Below are 24,362 nucleotides of genomic sequence, written 5' to 3' on the forward strand. Positions count from 1 at the left end.
TATTTATACTCTTATTATTTGGTGGCATTAGCAAATAATTCAGCATTTTGATGCCACTTACCTCCTAATACGTCTCCTTGTTTATTAATGAAGCCCCATTGTTTGCCACGCTTTACACGCGCAACTCCGTTATAAAATCCTTTAATTTGATTTTTACTGAATAAAGATAATCCTCCAGCCGTAATTTGATATGCTGCTGGAATTACCATTTTTCCTGATTTATCAATAAAACCCCATAACTTTTTTTCTTTTACAGGGGCTAATCCATCGGCTGAAAAAATTTCGGCATCTCTAAAATGAAAGCCAACAATTTCTTTTCCATTTTCATCAATGTAACCCCATAATTTATTTTTATAAACTGGTGCTAATCCATTAGTAAAGGCTCGTGCTTTTTCGTATGTAGGCTCTATAACCCATTTACCGGTATTGTTAATGAATCCTACTTTTTTATTGCTTCGCGCATAGGTCAATTCGGAATTATCATTAAAATCCCAAATTTTATCAATACCAATTATAGGGTTAAATGTATTATCATTTACAATACCAAATGTTTCCCCTTTTTTTGCCCAAACGCCTTTGCTGTTGTAACTCCCTATTTCGGAATATTCTACTGGAATATATACTTTTCCGTTTTTGTCAATCATACCCCAATATTCTCCATTTCTCACTCTTGCATATCCATTATAAAATGGTTTTATAACATTGTAAGTAGGTTCTAAAATGAGTTTGCCGTCGGTGCCTAAGAGACCTATTTTTTTAGCTTTTCTGTAAAACGCAACACCATTGTTAAAATCAAAATATTTTTCGGTTACAGGTGTCTTTAGAATTTCTCCAGAGGTATTAACATAATTCCATTGGTCATCTTTAAGAACTAAGACAAAACCAGAATTATAGCTTTTTACCCTGTCGTATTCTGGCTTGAGAACCCACTCACCAGAGGTATTGATTAGCCCCCATTTTTCCCCTTGAAGCGCAGCAGCATATCCTTCGGAGAAATCCCCTGCTTTTTTAAATTGTGGTTGAATAACGTATTCTCCCGAAGTATCAATATAACCAAACAAATCATTATCTCTAACCAATGCCAATTCTTGTCCACTAATAAATGGTAGGTTTAAAAAAAATGTAAAAAGTAAGGTGTAATAAAATTTCATTATACTATGTTGTTATTATGGTTCATGATAAAATCTTTAACCTTATTTACATAAGGATACATGACGATGTCTTCCGTAAATATAGGAACTAAATCTCGTATAGCATCATACATTTTTTTGGTTTTTGTAGATATTTTATCTTGTGTTTCAAGGTACTCAATAGCCTGTACAATGGTTATCATTTCTATGGCAACTACTTCAAAAGCATTTTCAATAACTTTTTTTGTGATTAAGGCAGCATTTGTACCCATGCTTACAATATCTTGGTTGTCGTTATTGTTTGGAATACTATGCACGTACATAGGATTAGATAGCATTTGATTTTCGGCAGTAGTAGATGTTGCTGTAAACTGAACCCCCTGCATGCCAAAGTTTAAACCTAAGGTCCCAAGGTTTACAAACGCTGGGAGAATATTGTTTAGATTTGGGTTTAACAGGTAGTTCAATTGTCGCTCAGAAAGCATGCTCATTTTAGTGACCACTAGCTTTAATTTATCCATTTCTAGGGATACGTAATCCCCATGAAAATTTCCCCCATGATATACATGTTGTTTTTCTACATTAACTATAGGGTTGTCGTTTGCAGAATTTACCTCTTCAAATAAAATCCGTTCTATATTATTTAAAGTATCCAAAACAGGCCCTAATATTTGAGGGACACATCTTAGCGAATAATATTCTTGAACTTTTTCTTCAAAAACGGTAACCTCAGGGTTTTTATTATATAAAAATTCCTCGCGTTTTCTGGTTAGTTTGCTATCTTTTAAATGAGATCTCATTTGTTTAGCTACTTCTCGTTGCCCAATGTGTTTTTTGGTTTGGTTTAGCTCCTCAGATAAGTGATCGTCGTAAGCCTGAACAATTTCATTTATTGCAGAAGAACATAATATGACCCAATTAAGCAACCGCCTTGTGTTTATAGTGTTTACAATCCCAATACCTGTCATTACAGATGTCCCGTTCATTAAAGCCAACCCTTCACGCAAGGCAACAGTAATGGGTTTTAATTTTTCAATTTTAAATACTTCTTTTGTCCGCCTTAATTCATTCTTATAAAATACTTCACCTTCACCAATTAACACAAGTGCTAAATGAGCCAATTGCACCAAATCGCCACTTGCGCCAACGCCACCATGCTCATATATTAATGGCGTAATGCCTCTATTGATTAGTGAACTCATTAATTCAATTACCGATTTATGGACTCCAGAATTACCCAACGATAAGGTGTTTAATCGCGCTAGCATTGCTGCTTTTACGTATTGAGGATGAATAGTATTTCCTGTACCTGAGGCATGACTTCTAATTAAGTTGTACTGCAATTTTATACGATCAGAATCGGCTATTTTGTATTGTGCCATTGGCCCAAAACCAGTATTGACACCATAGATTGTTTTGTTTTCAGAAAACGTTTTCAGAAAATTGAAACTATTTTCAATGGTTTTATAAACTGCACCATCAATTTCAATAGTATCGTTTTCAAAAATGATCTTATAAAAATCTTCAATATCTAGAGTTCCATTCAGTTTTAACATTTATATTGTATTGGAATATTTATTTTAATAACTAAATATAAAGTAGTTATTTTGGATTACAAATTTAGAATAATAAATGATTTAAACTACAAAGAATATGAGTGATGAAAATGTTGATGTTTTAGTTATTGGCGCAGGGCCATCTGGTTGTGTTGCAGCATCATATTTACAAAAGAGCGGATGTGTTATAAAAGTGGTTGAAAAAAGTAAATTTCCAAGGTTTGTTATTGGAGAAAGTCTGCTGCCAAGGTGTATGGATCATTTTGAAGAAACAGGTTTGTTAGATTGTTTAAAAGCACAAAACTTTGAAGTTAAGGAAGGTGCGCGATTTATAAAAGGAAAAGAAGTCTGTGATTTTGATTTCAGCAAGAAACATACAGAAGGGTGGAATTGGACTTGGCAGGTGCCACGGGCAGATTTTGATATTGTATTAGTGAACGAGCTCATTGAACGAGGTGTAGATATTACTTTAGAACAAGAAGTTATAGATGTTATTTTTAATGATGATGGGACTTCCATAACAACCATTAAAACTAAAGAGGGACAAATTAATACGATTGGCGCAAAATATATTATTGATTCAAGCGGGTATGGTAGGGTTTTACCACGACTTTTAAATTTAGAAAAACCATCAGAACTGTTAAATCAGTCTTCAATATTTGCCCACGTAAAAGATGTAAAACGTCCAGAGGGCTGGGAAGGTACACGAATAACCTTTGATGTTATAGATACGCGAACATGGTTCTGGGTTATTCCATTTTCGAATGGAACAACGAGCATTGGTTTTGTTGGTTCAACTGAATTTATTGAATCTTTTACTGGGAATAGCACTAAAAAATTAGCTGACATGTTGAAGCTTTCTGATTATTACCATGACAGATTTGAAGGTGTCGATTTTTTGTTTCATCCAGTTGAAATAAAAAACTATTCTAAATCTGTAACAAACCTTTATGGTAAAGGTTATGTGCTAACAGGTAATAGTGCCGAATTTTTAGATCCTGTATTTTCTTCGGGTGTTACTTTTGCAACAGAATCGGCACTTCTTGCGGCAAAACTTATTACAAAAGAATTACAAAATATTCCTGTTAATTGGGAAGTAGAATACGCTGATTATATAAAAAAAGGAGTTAATGTTTTTGCAACATACGTAAAAGAATGGTACACAGGAAACCTCCAAAAAATATTCTTTCACAAACCAGAGAATCCGGAAATAAAAAAACAAATATGTGCCGTATTAGCTGGATATGTTTGGGATGAGACCAATCCTTTTGTAAAAAATCATCATAGACTTGTTAAGACCGTTGCGCACATAATAGACATGGAAAAGGGAAAAAGCGAATGAATTATAAAATAATTCGCTTTTTCCCTTTCTTAATCTATTAGGGTTTTAAATACCCCGAGGTATTTTATTTGAGTAAAATTAAAATACTTTTTTCATGATTAATTTAGATAAGGTTTTACCAGTTTTTGCGTAGCCTTCCCCTAAACGATCTTCATTACTAAATGTACCTCCAAATCTGTTTCCCGGTGCATTTTTACTTGTAATTTCCAATAACACATTATCCCTGTTAGCGGTCTCCACAAACTTTATTAACGTAGTTACTTTTGCAGGTTGTCTCATTACAGCTGCATTCCATCCCGGATAGACCCAAACGGTTTCTACTATAAGCGTGTATTTTGCACCCGATAGGTTTTCTTCAAATGAAATGCCTTGTTTTTTATATAAATCTCTGTTCATGAGCTCTAAAAATTTAGGAGCATAAATGAGTTCTCTACTCGCTACCCAACTTTTTTTCCAAGCTTTTCCTTTTCCTTTCCCTTTAGCCTCTAAATCGGCATAGCGTTCTTTTACATATTCATCATTGGTAAGATTTTTTTTAAAGAGTTTCATATTGTCATATACAAACTCAACATTAATTTCTTTTTGATTTTTAATAAAATCAAAATCTCCTTTTACTACCTTCATTTTTTGGGAAAACATAAAAGATGTAAAGAGTATTACTGTAATAATAGTTAACTGTTTTTTCATAAAAAAATTAAGATTTAAATTGTAGTCATAAGCTTTCAAATATAAAGGAAAATATTGAAATCGACTATACTATTTTAGACAATTATTAAATTTTGTGGGTACTGGGCAGAATCTTTATGTTTCAGTTAAATTTACTGTCAATTGCAGCTTTTATATGATTACAAATACAGACCATAATTATACATTAGCATCAAAACAAGCAGCACACTTAATTTTTAATTAAATTGAATTTAAAATGATGATTTCCAAAAAGAAAATAGGACTGTTTTTAGGACCTCTATTATTTATAATAATTAAATGCTATGTTCATCCAGACGGATTGGAGTCTTCTGCGAATTCAGTTTTGGCTTGTGCAGCGTGGATTGCCGTTTGGTGGATTACCGAAGCTTTACCGATAGCGGTAACGGCATTATTGCCTATAATTCTTTTTCCTTTAAGTGGTGGGCCAAGCCTTAGCGAAACAGCTTCGTCTTATGGGCATAAGTATATTTTTTTATATCTGGGCGGTTTTATTTTGGCTATCGCCATAGAAAAATGGAAACTCCATAAGCGTATTGCGCTGACGATTATAAAAGTAGTTGGCACAAATGTGATTTATATTATTTTAGGATTTATGATTTCAACAGCTTTTTTATCGATGTGGATTTCAAATACCGCTACTGCTGTTATGATTTTACCCGTAGGGATGGCTATTGTTACCCACCTTAAAGACAATCCCAATACCGTAGAAAACGAGAATTTAATTTTCGGAAAAGCACTCATGTTGGCGATTGCCTATAGCGCATCTATTGGCGGGATGGCAACTTTAATTGGCACACCGCCTAATTTAGTTCTAGCGGGCGTAGTTGAAGAATCTTATGGTGTGGAAATTACATTTTCGCAATGGTTTTCTTTTGGATTCCCCATTAGTTTACTGCTTTTAGGGATATGCTGGCTTTACCTTACGCGAGTAGCTTTTAAATTTAAACAGAAAACCTTTCCGGGAGGAAAGGATGAAATAGAGCGTCAACTAAAAGCATTGGGGCCTATTTCTTTTGAAGAAAAAATAATATTTGCTGTTTTTTTATTAACGGCTTTTGCGTGGATTACGAGATCATTTTTATTAAAACAATTTATTCCAGCTATTGATGATACCATTATTGCTATTATAAGTGCCTTTCTCGTGTTTTTATTGCCTAGCAAAGAAAAAGGAAAACGCCTGCTCGATTGGGAGGATACTATAAAATTACCTTGGGGGATTTTACTTTTATTTGGTGGCGGAATGGCATTGGCACTTGGTTTCGAATCTAGTGGATTGGCGGTGTGGATTGGTGGGCAATTCACATCTTTGAGTACATTTCCGTTAATTTTGTTACTGTTGATTTTAATTGCTTCTGTTAATTTTTTAACCGAAATTACATCCAATTTAGCAACAACGGCTATGTTATTGCCTGTGCTTGTTTCGTTAGCATCTGTTATTGGTGGACACCCTTATTTGCTTTTGGTAGGGGCTACTGTAGCCGCTTCCTGTGCTTTTATGCTGCCAGTTGCAACACCTCCAAATGCAGTTGTTTTTGGCTCTGGTTATCTTAAAATCGAGGATATGGTAAAAAAAGGATTTTGGATGAATATTATTTCTATTATACTATTGACTTTAATTGTTTATTATGTGCTTCCGTTGGTCTGGAATTTATAGAAAAATAGAATTAATTTTAATATACCTGATGTTTTATTTAATTGCAAAAACTTTTAATTAATCCCAATGAACTGCAAATAATCATTGTTTTTTGCGGCAATAATAAAGTCTTTCCCATTAACTGAAATCTGTTCTAAATCCTTAACATCGCCTTTTGTAAAGAACCTACTTTCCGACGGTTTTAAAGCTTTAAAAGTTCCGTCATTATTTCCCTTTAGGAAAACGCCATAACCGCCATCATTTCTTGGAGTTTCTACCTCGGAAGAATATAGATTTCCAGCAATTACCGCATCTAATGCGCCATCGTTATCATAATCATCAACAAGAATTTTATTGATACTTGAAACTTGAGCTTCCGCGGGTAATTCATGACTAATAAATTTTCCGTCTTTATTTTCTAAATAAACACTAGCAAACGATTTTACTTGATAGTGAATAGCAGATTCTAAAGCCTCTTTTTCATAGACATCAACAAGTGTGGCATTAGAAAATGTCTCATAGTTTTTGAATTTTTCCTTTATTTGAGGAATTTGTTGTGAGGAGCATTCACGCCCTCGAACTGGATATTGCTTGCCCTCGTTGTAGTAACTTAGTACAATATCTTTTTTGTTGTCGTTATCAAAATCGTTCACATAAATATCGAAAGTTTCATCTTCTGTGGCTTTGTATTTATAGTTCAAACCGTTGTTCCCAACTATATAATCCATATCACCATCACCATCAAAATCACCTTCATTGATACTCCACCACCAACCCGTAGTGTCTTTGTTTAGTCCAAGGTCTTCTGAAACTTCTTTGAAAATCCCATTTGTATTTTTAAAAACTCGAATGGGCATCCATTCACCTACAATAATGATATCTTCTGCATTATCATCGTTAAAATCGGTTATAATAGCTGCCGTAGCCATCCCTAAATTTTTAAACGCTTCCGCAGAGGCATTAGTAGCATCTTCAAATTTTACATCACCATTTTCCGTTTTGTTTTCTAACAAATATGTGTTGGCAGGCGCAGGATAATTTCCAGGAACTTGTCTGCCTAACACCAGTAAATCCTGTTTTCCATCTTTGTTGAAATCTAGATTATAGACCTTTGAGCCACTTGTAATCATTTCAGGAAGAGAACTTGATTTTGTAAAGTTTCCTGAACCTTCATTCACATAAAATCTGTCTTGAAGCATTTTAGATTTAGGTGAAAACTCATAACCGCCGCTAACCACGTACAAATCGTTATCGCCATCGTTATCGGCATCAAAAATTAAAGCACCAACATCTTCACTAAGTTTATCTTCTTCTAGAAATATACTTTCTTGTTTTTCAAATCCATTTTCAGTCTGAAAAAACAAACTTCCTATTCTATTAAAAGCACCACCCACAAAATAATCATCCAGTCCGTCGTTATTTAAATCGCCTACAGCCAATGCTGGACCAAAGGTTGACATTTTATGTGGTAACAATACTTGATACTTAAAATCATCAAATTTGTTTTCGTGGTGTTTGTGCTGAGGGAAGACACCTGTTATATTTGAATTAAAAATTGGGGCTTCAATATTGATTTGTTCATTTTCAGGGCTTGCATCGGCGTAGTTAAGTGTTAAAATTTGATTAACAGAAACCTCTTTTTTAAATTCAACTGCACCATCTGCCCAAACAACTTTTAGTTCATCAATTTTACTAGATTGACCTAATCCGAAATGCAATTCTGGAGCTACTGAAGATTGAAATCCCCGTGTTAATGTTAATTCCTGCATTTGCGTTTCGCCATTTGTAGTGATAAAAACCCGATTGCCTAAACCGAATTTATTATTAGGAATGCCTTCAAAATTTATAGTAATATAATTGTTGATTTCTGAACTATTATTTTGAAACACCGAGGCTTTGTCATCAATATTATTTGTAATGATTTCCAAATCGCCATCATTATCTAAATCGCCATAAGCCACACCATTTGAGAAGCCTTTAAACGCAATGCCCCAAGCTGCATTGGCCTGTTTAAAGTTTAAATTTCCGTTGTTTTTATAAATGAAATTATCAATGCGCTCTGAAGGAATTTTTAAGCTCATCTCCAAAGTTTTATCACTATCAATGGTAAATGCATCATCAATCTGATTGAAGAAATCGCGGTTATTGACTTCGCGTCGTGTGCCGTTTGAAACGAATAAGTCTTTTAACCCATCATTATCAAAATCGGCAAAAAGTGGTCCCCAACTCCAATCTGTGGACGACACGCCCGTAATTCTGGACACGTTCGAGAAAAACGGATTTCCTTCCTCAAAAACTCCCGTATTCACCTGCAAACAATTCTGCATGTATTGGTAATGAAAACCAGCATCTACAACGCCCCAAAACAAATCGGGGTTCATACCTGCCATATTTGCTTTTTTTCGTTTGTTGGTTTTGGCATCCATATCCACTTGAAAAACATCAAGATTCCCGTCGTTATTAAAATCTGAAATATCAACACCCATGCCATAAAAAGCCGTATGCGAGGTTGTTTCTTTTATAACTTCTCTAAACGTGCCATCTTGATTATTCATATATAAATAATCAGGGGAAGCAAAATCGTTAGAAACGTAAATATCTGGCCAGGAGTCATTATTCAAATCGCCGACTGTAGCACTTAATGTTAACCCGAAACTTTTTACGCCAGCTTCATCTGTAACATCAACAAATTTACCGTTGTCGTTTCTGTACAAATGGTCGGTTTCAATGTCGTTTACAGTTTTCATTTTTTGCTCGTAAACATAAACCGAAGCGTTGAATTTTGTAATGGGATAGTTGGCAACATACACATCTAAATCGCCATCTTTATCATAATCAAAAAAAGTAGCTTGCACACTATTTCCAATATCTGCTAAACCGTATTCTTGTGCTTTTTCTGAAAATGTGCCATCTTGATTGTTTATAAAAAGTTGATTTGTTTTAGGTTGGAATTTTCCAGCTACTGAACAATAAATATCCAAAAAACCATCGGCATTTACATCGGCCATAGTAACACCTGTGTACCATCTTTTATCTCCAGAAACACCTGATTTTTCGGAAACATCTTCAAATTTAAGATGGCCTTTGTTTAAATATAATTTATTAGATACTTGGTTTCCTGTGAAGAAAATATCCTTTAAACCATCATTGTTAATATCACCAACAGCAACACCGCCACCCATGTATAAATAGGAGTAGGTAAAGTAATTTAAACTGTCATTTTCAGTAAGTGTATTTGAAAAATCTATACCAGAAATAGAAGCATCTAGGGTTTCAAAAATTGTGTTTGAAGCAGTAGTTTTTTCTTCTTTATCACAATTGAAAAAAAGTATTAGTAAGAACAGATATATTATCTGTTTTAACACCTTGCATTTCATGGCATTAATGGGTTCTAGAGTTATTATTAATTTTTTTCAATTTACAGAACTATTCAACTTTAAAAAATTAAATAGGTGCTTAATACTAAAATAGTAATGGCTACACCAACTACTTTAGCATATTTCCAAGGTGTAATATCGATTTGCTCTGTAATTTTAGGTGTATAGACATTTTTATTAGGAAATAGTTTGCCCATTATTAACATGACCCCTACATTAATTACGAATAAAATACCCATAATATGTAAGAAATGTGGATATGCTTTTGCTTTTATAATGCTTAGCTCCTTAGCATCTGTAATACCGTTTGCAGCAGCTTCAGCTAAAGCGGCACCAATAAAATGCGGACTTAATACAAACTGACTTATTAAATACATAAGTACACCAACAGTTAGCACAATTTTTGCGCCTAAAGCTGGCACATTTTTGGTTGCCATACCAACAGCAACAACTGCTAAAATAGGCACACTTAAACTGCCTAAAGATTCTTGAATGTATGAAAATAGGCCATCGGGAGCGTTTGCAATAAATGGTGCGATGCTCATTGAAATAATTGCCAATAACATACCAAATACTTTTCCGGCTTTTACCATTTTGAGTTCAGAAGCATTTGTATTGAAATATTGACGGTATAAATCGACTCCAAATAGCGTTGAGCTACTATTTAATAAACTATTAAAAGAACTTAAAATAGCTCCAAATAACACCGCGGCAAAAAATCCTAAGAACGCCCCAGGCAATACTTTTCTAACCAAAGCAGGGTATGCTTGGTCTGCATTTGCTAAATCGTTCCCAAAAACATGCCACGCAATAACACCTGGTAGTACTACAATTATAGGGATTAAGAATTTTACAAATCCTGCCAGTATCATTCCTTTTTGCCCATCGGCTAAACTTTTAGCCCCAAAAACACGTTGTAGAATGGATTGGTTTGTGCCCCAATAATACATTTGGGCAATCATCATTCCTGTGAAAATCGTGCTAAACGGGATAAAAGAATCTATATCGCCTTTGGCATTAAATTTTTCGGGGTTTTCTGTCCATAATTCACTTAATCCATCAGAAACACTACCGTCTCCAATAAGCATCAAGCCAAAAACTGGTATTAAAAGACCACCAATTAATAGCCCAACGGCATTTACCAAATCTGAAACAGCTACGGCTTTTAGTCCTCCAAAAATGGCATAAATAGACCCAATGACACCTATGGACCAAACACAAACCCAAATAACTGCGGATTGCGAAATACCTAATGTATTGGGTAAATCGAACATGGTGCTAAAGGCTAAAGAGCCAGAGTATAAAATGGTTGGCAGCAAAACAATACCAAATGCCACTAAAAATAGAATAGATAATATGGATTTTGTTTGTGCATCAAAACGCTCCTGAATAAACTCTGGTATGGTTGTAATTCCAGAGCGCATGTATTTAGGCAATAAGTAAATGGCAGTAATTATCAATGAGATTGCCGCCAAGGTTTCCCATGCCATTACTAGAACACCTTGTGCAAAAGATTGTCCGTTAAGCCCAACAATTTGTTCCGCGGAAAGGTTTGTTAAAAGTAAAGAACCTGCAATAGTTATGTAACCTAAACTTCTACCTCCAAGGTAATACCCATCAGCAGAATTTTCATCAGTCTTGCGGGTTGCATACCATGCAATAAAGGCTACCAATAATGTGAATCCAAGAAATGAAGCAATTGATAGCGTATCCATAAGTTGTTATTTGTTTAAAGTTAGTTGAACTAAACCGCATGCAGGAACATTAATTTCCATGACACCTTTGTTTAGTTTTATCGGTTCTTCATTTACTTTATCTCCTTTGCAATTAAAGGTACTACAATTATAGTTTCCAAAATCTGCTTCTATTTTAATGATAATGCTGTCGGATAATTTTGCATTCAGAATATCAATATTTTCAAAGGAATTATCAAGTTGAACAACATGGTCGTCATGTAAACCAACAAGCAGTTTTTTATGATTGCTTACTTTTTGAATTGGATAATTGGCTAAGGGTCTATAAGGTGTAAAATGTCCCTTTGTGATGAGTTCTTTATTCGTATTCCAATATTCGGTATAAAACTTCACCATTTCTAAATGGTCTTTAGGAATGTCTTTAAGCACTACTGAAATTTGAGGCACACCAAAAAGCGTGTTTACCATTTGTAAAGCAGCTACTTCTAATTTTTCATCATTATGCCACGTAATCATATCTGAATGGACTGCGGTATTTCCAGCTAGCATTCTAATGTCTGCAATTCTAACACGGTTCATAGTGGCATCTCCAGGGCAATCAAATGCTCTGAACATATTACCATATTTTCTCATGGCAGGACCAACATATTTTTGTCTGAATTCTATAAAAACTTCAGGGTTAATATTTTTTAGAGCTGTAATGACGTCTGTTAATAATCTATCGACGGCTGCATTAATGGAAATATAATCCATGTTATCATTGACTTTTGGGGTGTCAACATACAATCTGAAATCATCAATAAAATCGAGTTTAAAACCGTCTAAACCCCAATCAACTATTGCATTTTTATAAATGTTGACAAGATATTCACGAACTTCAGGATAACGCGGGTCAAAAACAGGTGCCCAACGGTGGTTTTCAGTTAAAAATTTTCCTTTGAAACGTTTGTATGCTTTCGATTTTTTTCCGCAGAAAGGCACAGAGTACCAAAAACCAATTTTCATACCTGTAGCATGAATATCTTCAACAAATGCTTTGGTTTTATTTAAACGTTCTGGTTCCCAATCGCCTGTAAAATCATAACCTCTATTACCATCATTGGTTTGCCAACCATCATCAATAATAATAGCTTTATAACCTAAACTGTAGGCTGTTTTACATTCGTCAATTAGAATGTTTTCATCTAAAGTTTGATGAAAATTGTACCAAGTAGAATACAAAGGAACCAATGCAATATCAGGAACAGAAGTTGGTTTTAAATTATCAAAAGTCTCCCACCATTTTGATACTTCTTTTAAAGCTTCAGAAAAGTGTTTTTCGCCTTCATCAATTCGTAACTGAATGTTGTAATTGTCTATTTTAGATTGTTGTTCTAAAAATAAGGTAACATGGCAGTAGAAATAATCATCTTCTTCCCTAATTTCAGCATTGAGCTCTAACTTATTTATAGCGTTAGAACAGGCAAACGTATGACGATTACTATCATCATGACCAAACAAACTAATAACGGGCGCATCAATTGAGACTCTAGATTCCATGTGGTCTAGTTCCCAATCTGCTTGAATCCGTTTAGCAAAATCTGTTGTTGGTTTCCATACACCTTTTACATTATGTGCTGGAATTTTCCATTTAAGTGTTAATGGTTCAGGTTTTTTTGGCGTATCAGAAGACATCTGAATGTTATATACTGATACATTCGCATCTTTAGAAATAGCAGTTATTTCAGTCTTGAAATTGTTACAACCACTTTTAATAGTGATGTCCTTTTTGGATATAGTATCGACAGTTTGCGTCATGTTACTAATAGAAATTGATAATTAATGTAATGCTTTTTGAAATTTACTTTGCACAATTGATTTGAGTAAAAACCGAGTCAAACTATAAACTCGGCCTTTATTCAATCAAACTAAACTAAATCAAATATTTTAATTATAACCAGGATTTTGGTCAAGATTAGGGTTTGCATCTCTTTCAGAATTCGGAATCCATATTAATTCATGTTTTCCATTTTGAAAAGCACCTCCGCTTAAAGATTTTGGATGAGCACCGTGTAAAGACGTTGCACCCATGTAATCATCAGCAAGTCCCCAACGAACCAAGTCAAAGAAACGATGTCCTTCACCAGCTAGTTCCATAGCGCGCTCTTCAATAATAGCTTGACGCATATCGGTTTGATCAATTCCGGGATTCGTATCTGCAATTAAAGTTAAACCAGCTCTATCTCTTACTTCGTCAATAAAAGGAATAGCTTGTGAGGTCTTATTATCTTCATTTAAAGCTTCAGCCAACATTAATAACACATCGGCATACCGAATAACTCTCCAATTGTTACCCACATTTGTCCCTAAGAAATCTACTTGATCTCTAGTACCTAACTCCATTCCAGAATATTTTTTAGAGAATATTGGCTCTACACCGGCATCTGTTGCTATTTGAATATCATTATTTCCATCCGAATTATCTGTTGAAAAATCAGTTACAAAAGCTACGCCTCCGTATCCTGTTGCTCCAGGATAGTCATAGACCAAAGTTTCGTTTCTACGAACAACATCTCCATTTGCATTGTATAAATCTTTTAGCCAAGGGTTTACTACATGACTTCTATCTGGAGATTTTGCTGGTGGTGCATAATCAATATGAAAATTACCCATACTGCCAGTACCAGGAATATCAGAGCCCCATACAAATGTATCTTGACCTAAAAATTGCAATTCGAATACCGATTCACTATTATTCTCGTTTGTTGTTGAGAAATTATCGCCAAATTGAGCAGCTGGTAGTAAACTATATTTACCTACTAAACTGTTTAATGCAGTAGCCGCAGGCCCATATTGTTTCATATATAAGTAACTTTTTCCTTTAAGAGCTGTTGCAGCACCAGAGGTAGGTCTTCCTAAATTATCTCCTGCCCAGTTTGCAGGCAACATACTTTCTGCCATTTCCAAATCTGAAATAATTTGAGCCCAAACAGCATCGGTAGTTGCTTGCTCTACCAAAAGATTATCCAAATCTGGTAAGTCTGTAATTAACGGCACATTACCGTAAAGATTAGCTAAATACCAATAATCAAAAGCTCTTAAAAAATAAGCTTGTCCAACTAAATTTTCTCTAGTAGTTTTGTCTGCAATACCATCTTCAGTAACATTAATAATGATGTTGTTACATCTTGCGATGGATTTGTAAAGTTCTTGCCAAGGCTCTGTTGCCCAACGATCTCCAGGATTTCCTAAAAATGTTGACATAGCCGTATTAGAACCAAATGGAAATACATTGAATTCATCTGAACGTAACATAGCGCCTGTATGCACAATTCTACCCCAGAAAAAAGTTCCTGTTATTGGGTGGAATGCACCATTTATTGCAGATTCTACTTGCTCGACAGAAGTACCAAAGTTTGCTGTTGAAGTCGCATTGTTGTTATTTTGATCTAAAATATCATCAGAACAAGCAACACCAATTGTCATTAATAACGTAACCGCTATGATGCCTAAAGAGGACTTTATTTTTATTAAATTTTTCATATTCTTATTTTTTAAAACTTAGCTTGTAACCCTAACATGAATGTTCTTGCATTTGGATATGCTCTTTGGTCTAACCCTCTACCAAGTAAAGGATTTACGTTTGATCTTACTCCTGGAACACCAGAGTTAATATTGGCCCTACCACTATTTGTTGATGCCACATCTGGATCGTAACCAGAGTAATCTGTAATTACAAAAACGTTTTGAACGTTTAATGATAACCTTACGCTTTTGATCCAATCTACACCAAGTGCATCTTCTCCAAAATTGTAGCCAACTTCCATGTTTTTAAGTCTGAAGTAAGACCCGTTTTCCACGAAGAAAGAGGAAGGTTCTTTATTTCCAGCAGGATCATCAACAGAGGCTCTAGGAATGCTAGTGTCTGTATTACTAGGTGTCCAAGAATTTAAAACATCTGTTAGTTTACCACCATCTTGCCATAAGATATTGTAATATCTACTTAGGTTATAAATTTCGTTACCAGAAACCCCATTGAAGTTTAAAGCAATATCGAATTTTTTGTATTTCCCGTTAAAATTAAGACCATAAGTAAAGTCTGGTGTTGGATTACCGATAATGGTTTGATCATCCGAAGTTATACCAGCGACCCCATCAGTATCTACTCTAATAAAATCTCCTGTTGCAGGATCAACTTTATCTTCAACTATATAGCCGTAAAATGCGCCTACAGGTCCGTTAGCTTCAGTTCTATTTACGACGCGTAAATCTTCATCAATTCCAGGCCCTAAAATGGTAGCAGGAATATCCTTTGCTTCATTTTTAAGGTTGAATGAGAAGTTTGTCCCAACACTATACGTGAAGTCGCCTTCAGATTTTCTGTAAGTTAAATCAAATTCAAATCCATTGTTTACCAATGTACCGGCATTTCTTGTTACAGGTAAACTAACACCTGCGGTTGAAGGGATGCTAATTGGAACTAGCGCATCTTCAACATCTTTTGAATAATAATCTGCCGAAAAAGTAAGCGCACTATTCAATAAAGACATATCAACACCAATATCGAATGTTTTTGTGGTTTCCCAAACTAGATTCTCATCGGCTAAAGTTGTTTGTGCTAAACCATTAGCAGTTCCGCCACCAAAACTTGTATTGGATTGGTTGGCCAAAAATACAGCCTGTGTTGGATAAAACACATCAGGATAAGAACCTAATTCACCATAAGACACTCTTAATTTGAAGAAATTTATTGTTTCAGATTTCCAAAAATCCTCATTTGAAATATTCCAACCCGCAGAAACCGCTGGGAAGTAACCTACTTGATTCGCTTTTGCAAATCTTGAAGAGGCATCACGTCTCATGGTTCCGGAGAACAAATATTTATCGTTAAAGTTATAGTTTAATCTTCCAAAATAAGAGATTAATCCAGCCTCGTTATTTTGACCTAACAAAATGTTTTGGTCGTTTGAAGGTAAAGCACCGACTACTCTAATACTGTTTGCGGGTGTACCTTGACCGTAAATACCACTACTATTTTGGTTTTCAATAAAACGCGTGTAACCAACTACTGCTGATACCTTATGAACATCATCAAACGTTTTATTATAAGATAATGTTGGTTCAAATAATAGATTAACATCTTCTTGATTAAATTCAGTAAGATCGTTTAATTCATTCACGTTTCTTACGGCATCAACTGTACTCATAAAGTATGTTGGTGTAAATTGAAAGCGTTTTTGAGTTGTATAATCCACGCCTAAATTAATACCAGCCGATAACCCTTCGGTAATTTCATAATCTAATTTCAAACTTGCAAAAAGTGTGCGGGTAGTTTCTAAATTGTCTTCTAAAGAGGCCAATCCAAATTGGTTTACCCCACCAGGACCGTGTACGCCTGTTGATGGTGCTTCAAAACCACCATCGTTGGTAGCATTTCTTAAAGCTACGGTTGGCGCCGTTGTTCCATCAAAACCATACCAGTTATTTTCTTGTAGTTTTCCTTCGGCTAAACCTAAAGATTGAGACAGTTTGAATTTTCCAAATTCGTGGGTGCTATTAAATCTTGCATTTAATCTTTTAAAGCCAGAACCAATTAATATACCATCCTGGTTAAAATAGTTGATTGAAGAAAAGAAGGATGATTTTTCACCACCCCCAGATATAGACAATCCATAATCTTCAATAATTCCGCTTTGTAAATTTTCATCTTGCCAATCGGTATTTACACCATTAAAGGCTACAGTTGTGGAGCTTCCATCATTTGCAAAACGCTGATTAAGATAATCTGTGTATTGTTGTCCATCAATAAAATCCAGTTTTTTGCTAGGTGTATCAAAACCTATTCTAGAATTAAAAGTAACTTCCAGATCCCTGTTTTTTCTACCATGGTTTGTTTTGATTAAAACCACGCCATTGGCAGCTCTAGAACCATAGATTGCAGCAGCAGCGGCATCTTTAAGAACAGAGATGTTTTCAATGTCCAACGGATTAACATAACTCATATCATCAACAAACAAACCATCAACAATATATAATGGATCTGCGTTACTTAGTGAGTTTACCCCTCTAATGAAAACATTTCCTTTAGCTCCAGGTTTCCCACCAGGGTTTTCTACCTGAATACCAGTTAATCTACCTTGTAAGGCTGAGGTTGGGTTACCAGCAATTGTAGTTGCAATAGCATCACCTTTTATCGTGCCAACAGAACCCGTGAGCTCTCTTTTGTTAGAAGTCCCATAACCTACAATGACAACTTCATCTAAGGCAGCGGCATCTTCAACCAATACCACATTAATGGTAGTTTTATTTCCAATAGTAATTTCTTGGGCTTTATAGCCTACATAGCTAAAAACAAGAATATCGTTTGAGTTAACGTTGTTTACGGTGTAGTTACCGTCAAAATCAGTTGTTGTTCCATTAGAAGTGTTTTTGACAATAATGTTAACCCCTGGAAGCGGAAATCCGCCATCTGTAACTGTTCCAGAAACAGTTGCTGTTTGTGCTGTAGCAGCTACACCCAAAAGGGAGAAGGCTAAACAAAACAATAGTTTTAGTACGTTTTTTTTCATAAGTTGATGTATAAGTTAGTATAATTGTGATACCGTATGCTACTTTTAGAATTAAGTATGCTACACTATGCTACTTCGCAAATATATACTTTTTTTTAATACAAACAGTAAATATGAAAAAAATACGGCCAAATTTTTGTGAATTATTTCCAAAACAGCCTATTTTTCTGCTATAATGACTTTCTTTGAATAAGCTGTGAGGGGATAATTTTACGAGTATGTTCTTTTAATTTTATATAGTTGGCAGATTCTTTGGCCATTTTTTTGAAGTCGATAGAGATAGTTGTTATGCCTCCAAATATAACCTCTTTAATAGCATTGTCGTTATGGGCCAATAAACCTATATCTTTTCCTATGGTATAATTTTTAGGTTTAATGTCTTTCAGAACTTCCCATAAATCGCTATCATTAATAAAAAAGTATAGCCTGTCTTTTTTTATGCTGCCCGTTTTATACTGGGCTTCTACTGTTGCATTGATATTGAATTCTTCTATAAATTTATTAAAGGCATTTAATATCCCAATAGGATAATCAGAATCGGTTTTAAAGAACAAAACGAATTGTTTGTACTTATGTATTTCAGGAAGCAATTCTTTTAATTGTTCGTATGTTGAGCTTTCAAATTCTTGGGTTATATATGAATAATCATTGGGCAATGATATATGCCTATCAATAACCAACAACTTATCCGAAGGGATTTTTTTTAATAGCATGCTCACTTCCAAGGTTTGTATGGGAGCAATAACATACATGCCATATCTGCCAGATATCCTGGTAAGAATGTCTTTGAATACGTCTAAATTATTATGATGAAAAAACACGTTGATAATGTATTTTTTACCAAGTTCTGCTCTAAAGGTATTATAGAAATCTTCTTGAAAGGTATGAAATGCGTAAAGTACAAGTGCTACTCTTAGCTTCGTTTTCGTATTAACATCTGCAATATAATAGCCCTTAAAGTTTTTGGATTCTACAATGCCTCTGCCTTTTAATTCTTCATAGGCTTTTACAATTGTTTTTCTTGCAAAACCTATTTCAGCAACCATTTTGTTAATTGAAGGTAGGCGGTCTCCTTTTACTAAATCCTTCGATTCTATGGCACTTGTAATGCCGCTAATTAATTTTTCATGTTTGTTTAAATGTGTAGCAGCTTTTAATTTATTTATATTTTCAAAAACAATTTTCATACGCTATGAGAGACTTTTCATCGATTCAAAAATACACTTATTTTTTCGATAACGCCTTCCATATATTTTGGGATAATTTCTTTTTCCCATGGATGCGAAGCTCCAAACACATGATTTGCGCCTTCAATAATTTCCAATTTACTTTTAGAATTCCATTTATGAAGTGCATAAGCTTCATCAATCAAAACACTTGTATCATTATCGCCATGAATAATCAAATACGGAATGTTTAAGTTTGAAACGGCGCGTTTTATGGTCAATCTTTCTTCATTGGCTTTAAAATCCTCATAAAATTGATAATAATGCGGCATGTGTTGTTTTGTCCGCCCGTTCAAAATATATTTAACACCGTCTTTTTTCCATTGTTCTAAATCGCCAATTGTTGATGATCTTTTTCCAAAATCGCAAACTCCCGCAAGACTGATTACTTTTTTAATACGATCATCTTCTTCAGCTTTAATGGTCACTATACCGCCCGCTCTACTGTGTCCTATTAAGTTAATGTTGTTTATGTCTGCATCTTTCTTTAATTCAGAAATATTACAAATCCAATCAATAACCGTTTCTAAATCATCTAATTCCTTGGTGTAATTGTTATTCCCAAAAGCTTCTAAATCTGGAAAATCTATAGGCTGTTTTACCGTTCCGCCATTATGCGAAAAGTTGAATTTTATAAAAAAGAATCCAGCTTCTGCAAATGCTTTCGCCATTAAATCCCAAGCGCCCCAGTCTTTAAAACCTTTATAGCCATGGCAAAATATGATAATTGGTTTTGCTTGTAAGTTTTCAACATAAAAAGTATCAATTAAAATTGGCTTTTCGTGTTTCCCGGGAATGACATTGTTTTTCGAAATTTTCATAATTAAACTTCCTTTTCAGTAAAATCTACGTTTGGATTACAAATTTCTAAAATAAGATGCTTTAGTTGTATTTCAAAGGCTGCGATAGTATCATCAGTTATTAAACTGTCTTTGGTTCTTCCGCGGGCACTTTCTTTTTTTGCGAATTTTAAAAATCCTGAACCTAAATTTTTAAATGAAATAATACCAGCTTCTATTGGAAGATTAATTTTATTCGATTTTTGCATCATATAAGCATAAGTCAATACTTGAAAACTCTTGCTATACTTTTTATAATCTGTTGTGATATCTTCCCAATCTACTATTTCAACTTGGTTTTGCTGTACGCTACCTGTTTTATAATCTATAATTCTTGTTACGCCATTATATTCATCAACGCGATCTACCTTTCCCTTAATTTTTACAGGAAAATCAAGCTCTGGAATATTTAGTTCAATGTCATTATTAGCTTCAATATTGATTATTTTTATTTCATTTCCAGCTTTTAATGTTGCAATTTCAAAATTCAAGAAATTTAAAACATAGCGTTTTGCTATTTCAAAAACAATAAGGTTTTTACCTTTTGAAAGATCACCTTCCTTATATTCATTTTTAAAATGAAAAGTGACGCGTTCTTCAATTTTAGGCTTTAGATTTTTAATTGTTTCAACCGTCAAAAATGTATTGATCAAAGGATGATAAAAATCTTCAAGTGTATTATGCACCACAGTTCCTAAGGTGTTAGCCGCAACGGTTTCTTCAACATCATCATATTCTCTTATTTTAAGAATCTTTTGATAATAAAAGTCCAAAGGGTTTCTCATGTAGTTGGTTAAAGATGAAGGCGAAAAACCTTCTTTTGCAACTTTAAAAATGGCTTTGACTAAAGCGTCCGTTTTTTTTATACTTTTTAAAGATTGTTCGTTTACAGGCACTTTAGGCACTATGATATGATGGTTAATATCGTGAATATCTTCTAGCTCTAATTGTCTGATAAATCTACTTTTTTCACCTCCAGTTAATACATCAGCCTCTGTATTGTATAATATATGAATGTTTTTTGCACGTTGTAATAATCTAAAAAAGTGATAGGTGTAAACAGCGTCTTTCTCTGTGTAAGTAGGCAGATTGTTTTCTATTTTAACATCAAAGGGAATAAAGGAGTTGTTGCTTTTTCCCGCCGGAAGAATCCCCTCGTTTACAGATGATATAATCACCGTTTCAAAATCGAGAACACGGGATTCTAACATGCCCATAATTTGTAAGCCTTGTAATGGTTCTCCTTGAAAATCTAATGTCTCAGAGTTCAACAATTCTTTATAAACACTATGTAGTGCCGACATATCTTTAATATGGGTGTATTCTGTGTTTAATTTAGAAACCTCATTAAACAAGGTATTAAAGCGGAATAAATATTCTAAAGAAAGTCTGTTTGATGATTTATCTCCATCTAAACAGGTTTTGATTTTAAGTATTAATTTGAAGCAATTAGACAACGCATAATCAATGGATATTCCCCAGTTAGAAAACAATAAATTAAGACTATCGTTTTGTTTTGGAAGCAAATTATTTAATTGCTCTAAATTTAAATAAACAAGGTTATTAGTGTTTATGGTTTCAATTAATTTAGATGAATAGTCAATACCATCACTATAAAATAACGGTCTGATGAACTGATGCGATAGAATTGAAACAACATCTTTAAAATAAATGGAGTATGAACTCGTTTTATGCAACTTGAAAAGACTTTCAAAAAGAGATGCCAAGGGTATGGATTTTAAAGGAAATCCCATGGTTATATTTAAGGCATCGATCTGGTTTGGTAAGGAGTTTAAAACTGGTACTAAAAGATTTTCATCGCCTAAGACTACAACTGTATTTTGTAAAGACGCATTATCTTTATGCAAGTCTTCAAGTAACTCCCCTATAAATTTTGCTTGTCCCACGTTTTTTGGGATGCCATAAGCAGCTATTTTTTTTTCTTTTGAATAATTACCGGTGATCCATTTAAAAGGATTGTTTTTAAAATTCGTCCACTTGTTTTTATGCGCTCTTGTGAATAGGGCAGCATCATGCTTTGGGTTGTTTATAAAAACTTGGTCTATATCCCAATATACTTTCGCTATATCGTTTTGAAGTAATTCTTTAATAATTGTTTCTTCGGCAGTATTTAATGCGTTAAAGCCTAAAAAAACAAATTTCTCATCGCTATTATTTTGAATGAAAACCTCAAGATTTTCAACAGCTTCTCTGTAAATTAAACCCTGATATCCAATTTTCTTATTGATGAGCCGCGTTGAGAAATGTTGGTAATAGGTGTTGAGTCTATTCCAAAAGGAAAGATAATTTTTGATGAACTCCGTTTGATTTTTTTCGGCAGACCAATGATTTACTTCTTGTATAGCACCTAAATAATCAAAAATTTGTTGATGAGGTATCAGGTATCTATCTATTTCATTAAAATCCTGAAGCAATATTTGTCCCCATTTCGAAAAAGATTCAAACGTATCTTGCTTTGAAGCTTCGGTAAGTTCTTGATACGTGGAATAAAACTCAAAAAGCAGATTGGTATTTGAAACACTTTTAAGTTGGGACAACTCTTCTACAAATTCTTCAATACTTAGTATTTTGGGTGCAAAGACGGTGGTGTTGTTAACCTTTGCTATTTGGTGTTTGATAAATAATCCGGCTCGTTTGCTTGGTAATACAAAAGTTAATTCAGAAAGATTATGGTTATCTTTTTGTAAATCTTTTAAAACATCAAAAATGAATGTGGTCATATAGACTTTTTCAGGTAGATTATAAAAATAAAAAACGCTTCGGGATTACCGAAGCGTTTTTTCAAACTTATTATTTTAAAATTAACTGTTTAGCTTATTCTTATTTAGCTAAGTTAATTTCTACACGTCTGTTGTTTGCTCTACCAGCTCTAGTTTTGTTAGAATCAATTGGTTTAGATTCTCCATATCCAAGTGCAGATAATCTGAAAGCATCAATACCATGACTTACTAAGTATTCTTTCACAGAATTAGCTCTAGAGTCAGATAATCTTTGGTTTAATTTTTCGCTACCAACACTATCAGTATGACCTTCAACTGTAAATTTAGCAGTTGGGTATTCTTTAAGGATATTAATGATATCTCCAAGAACAGCCTCAGATTGAGCTTTGATAGTTGATTTACCAGTATCAAATAAGATAGTTTTAGCATATTCGTTAAGTGTCGCTTGAACTTCCTCAGAAACTTCAGGACAACCGTTGTTTGCAACAGTACCTTTAACGTCTGGACACTTATCGTCTTTGTCTAACACACCGTCACCGTCAGCATCTGGCCAAGGACAACCTTTGTTAGCTGCAGGACCTGCAACATCAACACATTTGTCATCAGCATCAGTAACACCGTCACCGTCAGCATCTGGACATCCAGCTAATGCTTTTAAACCAGCTACAGTAGGACAGTTATCATCTTTATCAGCAACACCGTCACCATCTCCATCAGGACAACCGTTAAATTCGGCAGTACCAGCTTCGTTAGGACAGTCATCTTTACTGTCTTCAATACCATCTCCGTCAGAATCAGGACAACCATTGAAAGCTTCTAAACCAGCAACATCTGGACAAGCATCGTCTTTGTCATAGATTCCATCACCGTCAGTATCAGTTCCACCAAATTTAATAGAAAGACCAGCAGTATGTTGGAAATGTGTTTGTAAATAATCTTCAAATGCGTGTTTGTATGAGGTTTGGATAGTTAAACCTATGTTTTCGTTAAACCAAAGGTTGAAACCTAAAGTACCGTTTAAAGTACCAGCTCCAATTTCATCAACCCAGGTGTAACCACCGCCGATACCTACAAAAGGATCGAAAGTTCCCCAATCTAATGCTTCTCCAATACCATACTTAATAGTACCATCAACTGCATAGTAAGATAAATCATCTACGCTGTTAACTTCTTCTGGAAATAATTTTACTCCATTAGCATCTGTTGCGTCACCCCATTTATCTATCTTGTTTAAAGATCCCGCTACTCCAAAAGAGAAACCGTCTCCAATGTACTTAGAAACTGAAATAGTAGATAATGAAGGCAAAATGTTGTAGTGATCTTGTACGTTAGCGTACTCATCAAAGATAGTTTCGCTAAAGTTACCCCCGTCTCCAGAAGGATATGCATCAACTGCATTTACCCCAATGGTTATTTGCCAAGGGTTGTTTTTGTCTTGCGCATTAACGTTGCTATAACTAAGTACAAGCAACATAGCGAACAATAATCGGCTAAGATTTTTCATATTCAAAAGTTTAATTTTAAGTGTTAATTGTGAACAAAAGTAAGCTGTTAAATGTTATTAACAA

General features: G+C 34.4%; 14 protein-coding genes. 2 read left to right on the plus strand and 12 right to left on the minus strand.

Going from position 1 to position 24,362, the window contains the following annotated elements; genetic code table 11:
• Positions 1–14 precede the first annotated feature (14 nt).
• The gene (locus ABXQ82_RS00570) at positions 15–1,151 is read right to left on the minus strand and encodes a WG repeat-containing protein (protein WP_367053448.1); all 1,137 of its coding nucleotides are present in this window, start codon (positions 1,149–1,151) and stop codon (positions 15–17) included.
• Positions 1,151–2,686: an aromatic amino acid ammonia-lyase gene (locus tag ABXQ82_RS00575; RefSeq protein WP_367053450.1), complete on the minus strand. Its 1,536-nt coding sequence runs from the start codon at positions 2,684–2,686 to the stop codon at positions 1,151–1,153. Before ABXQ82_RS00575 ends, ABXQ82_RS00570 begins: the two co-directional genes overlap by 1 nt.
• 97 nt (positions 2,687–2,783) lie before the next feature.
• Between ABXQ82_RS00575 and ABXQ82_RS00580 the strand changes: the two genes are divergently transcribed.
• Complete coding sequence (locus ABXQ82_RS00580; RefSeq protein WP_367053452.1) at positions 2,784–4,028, plus strand: NAD(P)/FAD-dependent oxidoreductase; 1,245 nt, start codon at positions 2,784–2,786, stop codon at positions 4,026–4,028.
• A 78-nt stretch (positions 4,029–4,106) separates the two neighbouring features.
• On the opposite strand, the gene ABXQ82_RS00585 is transcribed toward ABXQ82_RS00580, so the two are convergent.
• Positions 4,107–4,652, minus strand: coding sequence for a hypothetical protein (locus tag ABXQ82_RS00585; protein ID WP_367053454.1), 546 nt, complete (start codon positions 4,650–4,652; stop codon positions 4,107–4,109).
• A 298-nt stretch (positions 4,653–4,950) separates the two neighbouring features.
• Between ABXQ82_RS00585 and ABXQ82_RS00590 the strand changes: the two genes are divergently transcribed.
• Positions 4,951–6,390, plus strand: a complete 1,440-nt coding sequence (locus ABXQ82_RS00590; protein ID WP_367053456.1) for a DASS family sodium-coupled anion symporter — start codon at positions 4,951–4,953, stop codon at positions 6,388–6,390.
• A gap of 53 nt (positions 6,391–6,443) precedes the next feature.
• On the opposite strand, the gene ABXQ82_RS00595 is transcribed toward ABXQ82_RS00590, so the two are convergent.
• From ABXQ82_RS00595 to ABXQ82_RS00635, 9 genes are all read right to left on the minus strand, one after another.
• Positions 6,444–9,746 carry a CRTAC1 family protein gene (locus tag ABXQ82_RS00595; protein WP_367053458.1) on the minus strand — a complete coding sequence of 1,101 codons (3,303 nt, stop codon included), beginning with the start codon at positions 9,744–9,746 and terminating at the stop codon, positions 6,444–6,446.
• Between the two features lie 59 nt (positions 9,747–9,805).
• Positions 9,806–11,461 carry a solute:sodium symporter family transporter gene (locus tag ABXQ82_RS00600; RefSeq protein WP_367053460.1) on the minus strand — a complete coding sequence of 552 codons (1,656 nt, stop codon included), beginning with the start codon at positions 11,459–11,461 and terminating at the stop codon, positions 9,806–9,808.
• A 6-nt stretch (positions 11,462–11,467) separates the two neighbouring features.
• Positions 11,468–13,237: a glycoside hydrolase family 36 protein gene (locus ABXQ82_RS00605; RefSeq protein ID WP_367053462.1), complete on the minus strand. Its 1,770-nt coding sequence runs from the start codon at positions 13,235–13,237 to the stop codon at positions 11,468–11,470.
• 129 nt (positions 13,238–13,366) lie between these two features.
• Positions 13,367–14,962, minus strand: coding sequence for a RagB/SusD family nutrient uptake outer membrane protein (locus ABXQ82_RS00610; protein WP_367053464.1), 1,596 nt, complete (start codon positions 14,960–14,962; stop codon positions 13,367–13,369).
• Positions 14,963–14,973: 11 nt separating this feature from the next.
• A complete protein-coding gene (locus tag ABXQ82_RS00615; protein WP_367053466.1) occupies positions 14,974–17,988 on the minus strand; it encodes a TonB-dependent receptor in 3,015 nt (1,004 codons plus the stop codon).
• Between the two features lie 170 nt (positions 17,989–18,158).
• Positions 18,159–19,175: a GntR family transcriptional regulator gene (locus tag ABXQ82_RS00620; RefSeq protein ID WP_367053468.1), complete on the minus strand. Its 1,017-nt coding sequence runs from the start codon at positions 19,173–19,175 to the stop codon at positions 18,159–18,161.
• 17 nt (positions 19,176–19,192) lie between these two features.
• Positions 19,193–20,035, minus strand: coding sequence for an alpha/beta fold hydrolase (locus ABXQ82_RS00625; protein ID WP_367053470.1), 843 nt, complete (start codon positions 20,033–20,035; stop codon positions 19,193–19,195).
• Positions 20,036–20,037: 2 nt separating this feature from the next.
• Positions 20,038–22,794, minus strand: a complete 2,757-nt coding sequence (locus ABXQ82_RS00630) for a PD-(D/E)XK nuclease family protein (RefSeq protein WP_367053472.1) — start codon at positions 22,792–22,794, stop codon at positions 20,038–20,040.
• A gap of 100 nt (positions 22,795–22,894) precedes the next feature.
• On the minus strand, positions 22,895–24,298 hold the full coding sequence (locus tag ABXQ82_RS00635) for an OmpA family protein (RefSeq protein WP_367053474.1): 1,404 nt from the start codon (positions 24,296–24,298) through the stop codon (positions 22,895–22,897).
• Between the last annotated feature and the right edge of the window lie 64 nt (positions 24,299–24,362).

Source organism: Algibacter sp. 2305UL17-15, assembly GCF_040720935.1.
Lineage (GTDB): Bacteria > Bacteroidota > Bacteroidia > Flavobacteriales > Flavobacteriaceae > Jejuia.

What these genes read in the sequence shown, in the direction of transcription:
- ABXQ82_RS00570 (WP_367053448.1), bottom strand. Translation starts at nt 1,151, where the DNA reads ATGAAATTTTATTACACCTTACTTTTTACATTTTTTTTAAACCTACCA.
- ABXQ82_RS00575 (WP_367053450.1), bottom strand. Translation starts at nt 2,686, where the DNA reads ATGTTAAAACTGAATGGAACTCTAGATATTGAAGATTTTTATAAGATC.
- ABXQ82_RS00580 (WP_367053452.1), top strand. Translation starts at nt 2,784, where the DNA reads ATGAGTGATGAAAATGTTGATGTTTTAGTTATTGGCGCAGGGCCATCT.
- ABXQ82_RS00585 (WP_367053454.1), bottom strand. Translation starts at nt 4,652, where the DNA reads ATGAAGGTAGTAAAAGGAGATTTTGATTTTATTAAAAATCAAAAAGAA.
- ABXQ82_RS00590 (WP_367053456.1), top strand. Translation starts at nt 4,951, where the DNA reads ATGATGATTTCCAAAAAGAAAATAGGACTGTTTTTAGGACCTCTATTA.
- ABXQ82_RS00595 (WP_367053458.1), bottom strand. Translation starts at nt 9,746, where the DNA reads ATGAAATGCAAGGTGTTAAAACAGATAATATATCTGTTCTTACTAATA.
- ABXQ82_RS00600 (WP_367053460.1), bottom strand. Translation starts at nt 11,461, where the DNA reads ATGGATACGCTATCAATTGCTTCATTTCTTGGATTCACATTATTGGTA.
- ABXQ82_RS00605 (WP_367053462.1), bottom strand. Translation starts at nt 13,237, where the DNA reads ATGACGCAAACTGTCGATACTATATCCAAAAAGGACATCACTATTAAA.
- ABXQ82_RS00610 (WP_367053464.1), bottom strand. Translation starts at nt 14,962, where the DNA reads ATGAAAAATTTAATAAAAATAAAGTCCTCTTTAGGCATCATAGCGGTT.
- ABXQ82_RS00615 (WP_367053466.1), bottom strand. Translation starts at nt 17,988, where the DNA reads ATGAAAAAAAACGTACTAAAACTATTGTTTTGTTTAGCCTTCTCCCTT.
- ABXQ82_RS00620 (WP_367053468.1), bottom strand. Translation starts at nt 19,175, where the DNA reads ATGAAAATTGTTTTTGAAAATATAAATAAATTAAAAGCTGCTACACAT.
- ABXQ82_RS00625 (WP_367053470.1), bottom strand. Translation starts at nt 20,035, where the DNA reads ATGAAAATTTCGAAAAACAATGTCATTCCCGGGAAACACGAAAAGCCA.
- ABXQ82_RS00630 (WP_367053472.1), bottom strand. Translation starts at nt 22,794, where the DNA reads ATGACCACATTCATTTTTGATGTTTTAAAAGATTTACAAAAAGATAAC.
- ABXQ82_RS00635 (WP_367053474.1), bottom strand. Translation starts at nt 24,298, where the DNA reads ATGAAAAATCTTAGCCGATTATTGTTCGCTATGTTGCTTGTACTTAGT.